Raw genomic sequence first — 7501 nt, 5'->3', positions numbered from 1 at the left:
CCGCCGAGGGAAGACCCGTCAGGGATTCCGAGCCAAAGCCCTTCGACCATGGCGACCCATGGCGGAGGGCATCGCCGTTGGCGATGCTTCGCTTTAACTCGGGATCCCTCAGCCCCCCAAGAGAAGCAAGGCTCCAACAAAGAGAGAAATGCCTTATTGAATAAGAGGAGCAGCGCGGAGCGGCCTGCTGGCATAAGAGGTTGTGTGATGCCAGGAGAGAAGCGCTTGGATCAGATTGGGAGTGCTCCACCACCAGCAGAGGCATGCGTCTGTGGAATGCAAAAAAAAATGGGCGGCGCGGATTCTTTGCGGGGTGAGCCAGAGTCAACTCCACCGCAAAAAATCGGGACGATACAACTCTGATCGGACCCTCTTACTTGTCCATCCGGAAAAGCTTTAACGCGAGAATCGAGGCGCCTCCACACATCAAACCGCCAACGATGGCCTGCATCGCGTCGAACTTCGATGACATGAGGAACAGGGCGGCATAGATGGCCGAAGTGATGAGCCAGCGTGTCATTGCTGAGCCTCCTTTACCTTGGCTTGTCGAGCGTCTCGGTCAGCCACGTATTCGGCAATCGCCTGCTCCTGTGCCTTGTCCTCTGGGACGCCTTGCCGGATCAGCTCGTAAGCGCGTTGCATGGCAGGTGCCAGCGATTCCTTTTGCTTGTCGCCGTGGCGATTCGTGAGTTCAAGCATCAGTTCCATGATGTAGCGCTGTTTGTCGTCGTGTTGCTTTTTCAATCCTGCCCCTTGCCGGTGCTCGATTGGAAGGGCTTGATACTTGGCGATCCAAGCGTTCTCGCTTCTAAGTCGGTCCACGATGGCCTCGTCGCTCATCTCCTTCGGTGACGGAGACCCCTTGATCTTGCCGATGAGAATCAGCAGAGCCAGCACAGCAATGATGCCAAGAATGATTTCCATGCTGTCTCCCTTTGATGTCTAAGATGTCCTAGATCGAAATTGCCGCAACGATGTTGAAGATTTCATGGCGCGCTCTATGGTGTGCCTGAGAGTTTTAATCGCTATCGGCAGATAGTCTGGTAGCTCGGGAACGCACTAGTTCCAACGTTCTCTGTGTTGCATGTGACCTTGCGTCCCGCACTCCGTCGCGCAAGCTCGGTCGTCTTGCTGTCGATCAGATAAGCCCACTGAGCTTCGGTGATTTTCCCGAGGTCAATTTGCTCAGCCAGCATCCGCTGATATGAAATGAGTTCTCGTGTAGATGCTCCGTCGTTGCTGTCAGGGTAGAGCTTCGCGCGGTTCTCATAGAAGACACTGACGAGCTTCGTCCATGTGATGCGCTTCTGGCGCGCTAGCTCATGCCCGCGCTTCTCAATGTCATCCAGTCTTTTGCATCGCGTATCGTCGCAGCCAGGCGTTGGAGTTGGCTGGCTCGCAAGCGTTGGCGCGGTATATGTGCCCATCATTTCAGATAACGAACCATTAAGCGAGTTGGTCATCTCGTTAACGCTTCCGCAACCGACTAGGGATATGGTTGCGGCGAGCATGCACATCGCGATGGTCTTCATGGTTGTCTCCTTGAATGTTGTTGATCTAGTGGGGTATGTTGTAGTGAATCGGTTACGCCCTCTTGGCTTTTACCGTGCTGCCTTGTTTTGCGGCGCGATCAAGGGCGAGTGCTTCCAACTCGGTGAAGAGCGCTTGCTCAAATTCCAGTTGCAACGACAGAGCGTCAATGCGCCTGCGAAAACCGCGTAGTGTTGCGCCAAGTGAGGGCGGGCGGCGAATCGGTTTCGTCTTGTCGATGGCCGTCGTAGCCTTCTTGCTGGTTCTTGGTTGTTTCGGTGGCTTGCCGGTAGAGGGCTTGACCTCGATCTGTTCCACTTCATCGCCAATGTAGTGCGCCACATCGTAGATGGACATGACGACTCGCTTGCCCATGCCGGGCTTGGGCTTGATGGGGAACTTGTCGCGCTCGCGGAGCTTGGCTTGCGCTGAGGCTGATTTGCCAATGAAGGGGGCGACCTCGGCAGGCGTCAGCAGCTTCTTGTTGCCGAAGGTGGCTTTTAGGTCCGCGAGTGCATCTGCGTATGACACGGGCTCTCCTGTTCGAGTGGTCCCGCCGACAGGAATCGAACCTGTATTTCACGCTTAGGAGGCATGCGCACTATCCATTGTGCTACGGCGAGATATCTAACCGAGATTTTGGCTCATGTCTGAGCCGCGACCGAATCCCAAATAAATCCCAAGTGAAATTGGGATTTCTGTCGAAAATCGACTTCCTCTGACATCGTTTGACAGGCGTTTTCAGAGGGAAAACTGCATTTTACGAAATAATGATCAGCCCCTTAGGAGGCGCTCGTTCTATCCATTGAACTACGGCGGCAGAGTCGCCATTGTAAATGGCGACTCTGCCGCCGTCGGCCTATTTGGTGAGCAAACGCATCGCTTCCTCGATGCCCTTGATGGTCAGCGGGTACATGCGGTTGTTGGTCAGCTGCTGGATGATGCTGATGCTCTGGCGGTACTGCCAGACGCCCTGTGGCTCCGGGTTGATCCAGGCGAACTTGGGGAAGGCGTTGGTCAGGCGCTGCAGCCATTCGGCGCCGGCTTCCTCGTTGTTGTATTCCACGCTGCCGCCGGGCTGCAGGATCTCGTACGGGCTCATGGTGGCGTCGCCGACGAAGATCAGCTTGTAGTCCTTGTTGTACTTGCGGATGATGTCCCAGGTCGGGAACTTCTCGCTGTAGCGCCGGCGGTTGTTCTTCCACATGAAGTCGTAGACGCAGTTGTGGAAGTAATAGAACTCCAGGTGCTTGAATTCGGTCTTGGTGGCGCTGAACAGTTCTTCCACCCGGGCGATGTGCTCGTCCATGGTGCCGCCCACGTCCATCAGCAGCAGCACCTTCACGTTGTTGTGGCGCTCGGGCACCATCTTGATGTCCAGGTAGCCTGCGTTGGCCGCGGTGGAGCGAATGGTGTCGGGCAGGTCCAGCTCCAGCTCGTGGCCCTCGCGCGCGAAGCGACGCAGGCGGCGCAGCGCCACCTTGATGTTGCGCGTGCCCAGCTCCTGGGTGTCGTCGTAGTCCTTGTAGGCGCGCTGGTCCCACACCTTGACGGCGCTCTTGTTGCGGCCCTTGTCTTGGCCGATGCGGATGCCCTGCGGGTTGTAGCCGTTGGCGCCGAAGGGCGAGGTGCCGCCGGTGCCGATCCACTTGCTGCCGCCCTCGTGGCGTTCCTTCTGTTCCTCGAAGCGCTTCTTGAGTGTCTCCATCAGCTCGTCCCAGCCCATCTTCTCGATGGCGGCTTTTTCTTCCGGGCTGAGGTTGAGCTCCAGGTTCTTGCGCAGCCACTCCAGCGGGATGTCCTTGGTGAAGTCGGTCAGCATCTCCACGCCCTTGAAGTAGGCGGCGAAGGCGCGGTCGAACTTGTCGTAGTGCTTCTCGTCCTTCACCAGCGTGGTGCGGCTGAGGTAGTAGAAGTCATCCACCGAATAGCCGCTGCCGGCCTCCGGATCGGCCTTGGGTCCGACCACGCCTTCCTTCAGCGCTTCGAGCAGGGTCAGGTACTCCTTGACCGAAACCGGCAGCTTGGCGGCGCGCAGGGTGTAGAAAAAATCGTTCAGCATGGCATCACTCCCAGCGCGTCATGTCGGTTGGCGCGGTTTGTCCAGCAGGTAGCGCAGCTGGGCCCGGGCCTCGGGCCATTCGCCGCTGCGCATGCTGTACATCACGGTGTCGCGGATGGTGCCGTCGCGCCGCAGCGCCTGGCCGCGGATCACGCCGTCTTTTTTGGCACCCAGGCGCTCAATGGCGGCCTGCGAGGCAAAGTTGAAGTTGTCGGTGCGCCAGCCCACCACATGGCAGCCCAGGGTCTCGAAGGCATGGGTCAGCATCAGCAGCTTGCAGGTGGTGTTGACGTGGCTGCGCTGCACGCTTTTGGCGTACCAGGTGTAGCCGATCTCCACCCGCTTCACCGCCGGCAGGATGTCGTGGTAACTGGTACTGCCCAGCACGCGGCCACTCAGTTCGTCCAGCACGGCAAAGGCAAAGCGGTTGCCGTCGGCGCGCATCCGCAGCGCGGTGTCGATGTAGGCCCGGGTCTCGTCGGGCGCCGGCACCGAGGTCACGCGCAGGTTCCAGAGCTCGCCGTCGGCCGCGGCGGCGCGCAGACCGGCTTCGTGTTCGGGGCCCAGCGGCACCAGCTGCACGCCACGCAGCGCCAGGGTGACGGGTTCGACGAAGGCCATCTCAGTCTCCGCGGGGCTGGCTCCGGCGCGAACGCCAGCGGCGCGCCACTTGCAGGCCCAGGCCACCACCCAGACCCACCAGCGCAATGGCGCCGATGCTGGCACCGCCGTAGCCTTCGGCGAACAGGTCCCAGCCCAGTAGGTGGCCGAGCCAGTAGCCGGCCAGTGCGCCGCCGATGAAACCGATGGCGTCGGACAGGCCTTCGAGCAGCAGCTTGTTCATGGTGCTTCCTGCTTCAGCGGTTGCGCTGGTTCATGAACACCAGCTTTTCGAACAGGCTCACGTCCTGCTCGTTCTTCAGCAGCGCACCCACCAGCGGCGGCACGGCGACCTTGTCGTCCTTGCTCTGCAGCGCGTCGAGCGGGATGTCCTCGGCCAGCAGCAGCTTGAGCCAGTCCAGCAGCTCGCTGGTGGAGGGCTTTTTCTTCAGGCCGGGCAGGTTACGCACGTCGAAGAAGGTCTTCATGGCCGCGCTCAGCAGTTCCTGCTTGAGGCCGGGGAAGTGCACCTCCACGATCTTCTTCATGGTGTCCGAGTCGGGGAACTTGATGTAGTGGAAGAAGCAGCGGCGCAGGAAGGCGTCGGGCAGTTCCTTCTCGTTGTTGGAGGTGATGAACACCAGCGGCCGGTGCTTGGCCTTGATCAGTTCGCGCGTCTCGTAGCAGTAGAACTCCATGCGGTCGATCTCGCGCAGCAGGTCGTTCGGGAATTCGATGTCGGCCTTGTCGATCTCGTCGATCAGCAGCGCCACCGGCTGGTCGGCGGTGAAGGCCTGCCACAGCACGCCCTTGACGATGTAGTTGTGGATGTCCTTGACCTTTTCGTCGCCCAGCTGGCTGTCGCGCAGGCGGCTCACGGCGTCGTACTCGTACAGGCCCTGCTGCGCCTTGGTGGTGGACTTGATGTGCCACTGCAGCAGCGGCAGGCCCAGCGCGGTGGACACCTCCTCGGCCAGCATGGTCTTGCCGGTGCCGGGTTCGCCCTTGACCAGCAGCGGGCGCTTGAGGGTGATGGCCGCATTGACCGACAACATCAGGTCCTGGGTGGCGACGTAGTTGGAAGTACCTTGGAATTTCATGGTTTGAGCTGGGTCAAGCAGGGACTGGGGAAAATACGGAGTTGGTGACCGATATAATGTTGAACTGATCTATATCAAACACAGGCTGATTGTCCTCGCAAAATGAACAAACTGTTGCTGACGCTCTCTTCACTGCTTGTCGCTTCTGTGACGGCCATTTCCGCCCACGCCCAGGATGCCAAAGCCGGCGAAACCAAAATCGCCATGTGCATTGGCTGCCACGGTATTCATGGCTACAAGGCCAGTTTTCCCGAGGTGTACCAGGTGCCAATGATCTCTGGCCAGAACGCCAAGTTCATCACTTCCGCACTCAACGCCTACAAGAAGGGCGAGCGTAAACACCCCACCATGCGCGGCATCGCCGAAACCCTGAGCGATCAGGACATCGCCGATGTGGCAGCTTACTACGAAGCCCATGGCAAGGTCGAAGGCGCTGCCGCCCCGGCCGCCGCCCCGGCGCCCTCGGCCAAGGTGGCCGAGCTGCTGACCAAGGGTGGTTGCGTGGCTTGCCACGGCGCTGACTTCAACAAGCCGATCGACCCGAGCTACCCCAAGGTGGCCGGCCAGCACGCTGACTACCTGTTCGTGGCACTCAAGTCCTACAAGACCGAAGGCCATGCAACCTGGGGTCGTGCCAACGGCATCATGGGCGGCGTCGCCAAGCAGTTCTCCAACGCCGAGCTGAAGGAACTGGCCAAGTACGTCAGCAGCTTGCCGGGCGATCTCAAGACCGTGCCGCAAAAGCGTTTCCGCTGATCGCACTGCGCATCCACCAAAAAGCCACTCGTTGAGTGGCTTTTTTGTCTTCGGCCCGCTGCGCTTAACTTCGCGTTGCGAAGTTAGCCTGCGACGCAACCCGCAAGCGGGTTGTGTTGCTCGATCGTGTCAATCTTTCGTGGCGCGTTGCTGCACGCAGTCGATGTAGGCGGCGCCGTCGGGCGGGCGGCCGGCGCGCTGGCTTTCCCACACCATGCGGCCCAGGCAGTCCATCACCTCGTGGTGGGCGTCGTGCAGCGAGTTGCGCTTCGCCGTCAGCAGCTCCACCGCCTGCCGGATGCCGCGCGGCTGGTCAATGCTGCACTGCTCGCTGATCGACAGGTGCATGGACAGGTGCAGGAAGGGGTTGACCCGCTCCGGCTCGACCTCGTTCATACGCGCCAATGCGCCGTCCAGGTCGCTCAGTTCGGCGTGGAATTCGGGGTGCTCGGCAATCCACTGGCTGGCCAGCAGTTCGATGGCTTCCATCGGCTGGCCGGTCTGGGACTTGGCGTGCACGCCGCAGAAGAAGCGGCGCACATCGGCTTGGGAGGGTTGGAACATCATGAGGCTGCCGATTATGTCAGCCGCTGCGAGATGGTGCGTGCCGCCTGCAGCAGCACCGGCAGCAGTTTCTCCTGCGCCACCTTGGCATTGGTGCGGTTGGCCTGGCCGCTGATGTTGAGTGCGGCAATGGTGCGGCCGGCCCGGTTGGTGATGGGGGCGGCGAGCGAGATCAGGCCTTCTTCCAGCTCCTGGTTCACCAGACTCCAGCCCTGGCGGCGTGCCTGCTGCACCTTGGCCAGCAGGGCATCCATGTCGGTCACCGTGTGTTTGGTCAGTGCCTTGGGGCGGGCGGCCTTCAGGCGTTTCAGCAGCTCGTCATCCAGCAGGTCGGCCAGCAGCACGCGGCCCATGCTGGTGCAGTAAGCCGGCAGGCGCGAGCCCACGCCCAGGGTGTTGCGCATGATCTTGTGGGTGGGCACACGCAGCACATAGACGATGTCGGTACCGTCCAGCACCGCCGCCGAGCAGGATTCCTTGACCTGCTCCACCAGCGCTTCCATCACCGGCTCGGCCAGGTTCCAGATCGGCATGGACGAGAGGTAGGCAAAACCGAGGTCGAGGATGCGCGCCGTGAGCTTGAACAGCCGGCCATCGCTTTCCACATACCCCAGCGTCTGCAAGGTGAGCAGGATGCGGCGTGCGCCGGCGCGTGTCAGGCCGGTGCGCTCGGCCACCTCGCTCAGCGTTTGCTGCGGTGTCTGTGCGCTGAAGGAGCGGATCACTTCCAGCCCGCGGGCGAAGGACTGCACATAGCTGTCGCCGGGCTGGGGCGCTGTCGCATGGGTGGCAGAGGACATTTTGGGGGGTTTTGGAATTGCTCTAGAATTCATTATACGAACAAATGTTCTATATACGAACAAATCAGGATGCCCGCCAAGGCGTCTTT

11 protein-coding genes and 1 tRNA gene are annotated in these 7501 nt (G+C 60.5%); 1 reads left to right on the top strand and 11 read right to left on the bottom strand.

Annotated features, from left to right (window positions below; genetic code table 11):
• Positions 1 to 373: 373 nt before the first annotated feature.
• The 9 genes from CDE01S_RS18535 to CDE01S_RS15255 all read right to left on the bottom strand — a co-directional run bounded on the left by CDE01S_RS18535 (position 374) and on the right by CDE01S_RS15255 (position 5292).
• Entirely contained in the window at positions 374 to 520 is a 147-nt protein-coding gene (locus tag CDE01S_RS18535) for a hypothetical protein (RefSeq protein ID WP_157077144.1), read from the bottom strand.
• Positions 517 to 924 (bottom strand): hypothetical protein, encoded by a 408-nt coding sequence (locus CDE01S_RS15290; protein WP_066709473.1) that lies wholly within the window; start codon positions 922 to 924, stop codon positions 517 to 519. The genes CDE01S_RS18535 and CDE01S_RS15290 overlap by 4 nt, the downstream gene beginning before the upstream one ends.
• A 101-nt stretch (positions 925 to 1025) precedes the next feature.
• Positions 1026 to 1532 carry a hypothetical protein gene (locus CDE01S_RS15285; RefSeq protein WP_066709470.1) on the bottom strand — a complete coding sequence of 169 codons (507 nt, stop codon included), beginning with the start codon at positions 1530 to 1532 and terminating at the stop codon, positions 1026 to 1028.
• A 52-nt stretch (positions 1533 to 1584) separates the two neighbouring features.
• Positions 1585 to 2061, bottom strand: coding sequence for a hypothetical protein (locus CDE01S_RS15280; RefSeq protein WP_066709468.1), 477 nt, complete (start codon positions 2059 to 2061; stop codon positions 1585 to 1587).
• A gap of 17 nt (positions 2062 to 2078) precedes the next feature.
• Positions 2079 to 2153: transfer RNA gene (locus tag CDE01S_RS15275), tRNA-Arg, on the bottom strand.
• Positions 2154 to 2389: 236 nt separating this feature from the next.
• A complete protein-coding gene (locus tag CDE01S_RS15270; RefSeq protein ID WP_066709466.1) occupies positions 2390 to 3592 on the bottom strand; it encodes a vWA domain-containing protein in 1203 nt (400 codons plus the stop codon).
• A gap of 18 nt (positions 3593 to 3610) precedes the next feature.
• Positions 3611 to 4213: a GNAT family N-acetyltransferase gene (locus CDE01S_RS15265; RefSeq protein ID WP_066709464.1), complete on the bottom strand. Its 603-nt coding sequence runs from the start codon at positions 4211 to 4213 to the stop codon at positions 3611 to 3613.
• A gap of 1 nt (position 4214) precedes the next feature.
• Positions 4215 to 4436 carry a hypothetical protein gene (locus CDE01S_RS15260; RefSeq protein ID WP_066709462.1) on the bottom strand — a complete coding sequence of 74 codons (222 nt, stop codon included), beginning with the start codon at positions 4434 to 4436 and terminating at the stop codon, positions 4215 to 4217.
• A gap of 13 nt (positions 4437 to 4449) precedes the next feature.
• On the bottom strand, positions 4450 to 5292 hold the full coding sequence (locus CDE01S_RS15255) for an AAA family ATPase (protein WP_066709459.1): 843 nt from the start codon (positions 5290 to 5292) through the stop codon (positions 4450 to 4452).
• Between the two features lie 102 nt (positions 5293 to 5394).
• Between CDE01S_RS15255 and CDE01S_RS15250 the strand changes: the two genes are divergently transcribed.
• A complete protein-coding gene (locus CDE01S_RS15250; protein ID WP_066709456.1) occupies positions 5395 to 6048 on the top strand; it encodes a c-type cytochrome in 654 nt (217 codons plus the stop codon).
• Positions 6049 to 6177: 129 nt separating this feature from the next.
• On the opposite strand, the gene CDE01S_RS15245 is transcribed toward CDE01S_RS15250, so the two are convergent.
• Both CDE01S_RS15245 and CDE01S_RS15240 read right to left on the bottom strand, forming a co-directional pair.
• The gene (locus tag CDE01S_RS15245) at positions 6178 to 6612 is read right to left on the bottom strand and encodes a DUF1841 family protein (RefSeq protein ID WP_066709479.1); all 435 of its coding nucleotides are present in this window, start codon (positions 6610 to 6612) and stop codon (positions 6178 to 6180) included.
• A gap of 14 nt (positions 6613 to 6626) precedes the next feature.
• Entirely contained in the window at positions 6627 to 7412 is a 786-nt protein-coding gene (locus tag CDE01S_RS15240; RefSeq protein ID WP_066709453.1) for an IclR family transcriptional regulator domain-containing protein, read from the bottom strand.
• Positions 7413 to 7501: the final 89 nt, after the last annotated feature.

This window comes from Curvibacter delicatus NBRC 14919 (genome assembly GCF_001592265.1).
Taxonomy (GTDB): Bacteria; Pseudomonadota; Gammaproteobacteria; order Burkholderiales; family Burkholderiaceae_C; genus Hylemonella; species Hylemonella delicata.
This window is presented reverse-complemented; position numbering and strand designations above follow the sequence as displayed.

Coding starts and splice junctions, on each gene's coding strand:
- CDE01S_RS15245 (WP_066709479.1), bottom strand. CDS start 6,612: ATGTTCCAACCCTCCCAAGCCGATGTGCGCCGCTTCTTCTGCGGCGTG.
- CDE01S_RS15240 (WP_066709453.1), bottom strand. CDS start 7,412: ATGTCCTCTGCCACCCATGCGACAGCGCCCCAGCCCGGCGACAGCTAT.
- CDE01S_RS15285 (WP_066709470.1), bottom strand. CDS start 1,532: ATGAAGACCATCGCGATGTGCATGCTCGCCGCAACCATATCCCTAGTC.
- CDE01S_RS15255 (WP_066709459.1), bottom strand. CDS start 5,292: ATGAAATTCCAAGGTACTTCCAACTACGTCGCCACCCAGGACCTGATG.
- CDE01S_RS18535 (WP_157077144.1), bottom strand. CDS start 520: ATGACACGCTGGCTCATCACTTCGGCCATCTATGCCGCCCTGTTCCTC.
- CDE01S_RS15250 (WP_066709456.1), top strand. CDS start 5,395: ATGAACAAACTGTTGCTGACGCTCTCTTCACTGCTTGTCGCTTCTGTG.
- CDE01S_RS15265 (WP_066709464.1), bottom strand. CDS start 4,213: ATGGCCTTCGTCGAACCCGTCACCCTGGCGCTGCGTGGCGTGCAGCTG.
- CDE01S_RS15270 (WP_066709466.1), bottom strand. CDS start 3,592: ATGCTGAACGATTTTTTCTACACCCTGCGCGCCGCCAAGCTGCCGGTT.
- CDE01S_RS15290 (WP_066709473.1), bottom strand. CDS start 924: ATGGAAATCATTCTTGGCATCATTGCTGTGCTGGCTCTGCTGATTCTC.
- CDE01S_RS15260 (WP_066709462.1), bottom strand. CDS start 4,436: ATGAACAAGCTGCTGCTCGAAGGCCTGTCCGACGCCATCGGTTTCATC.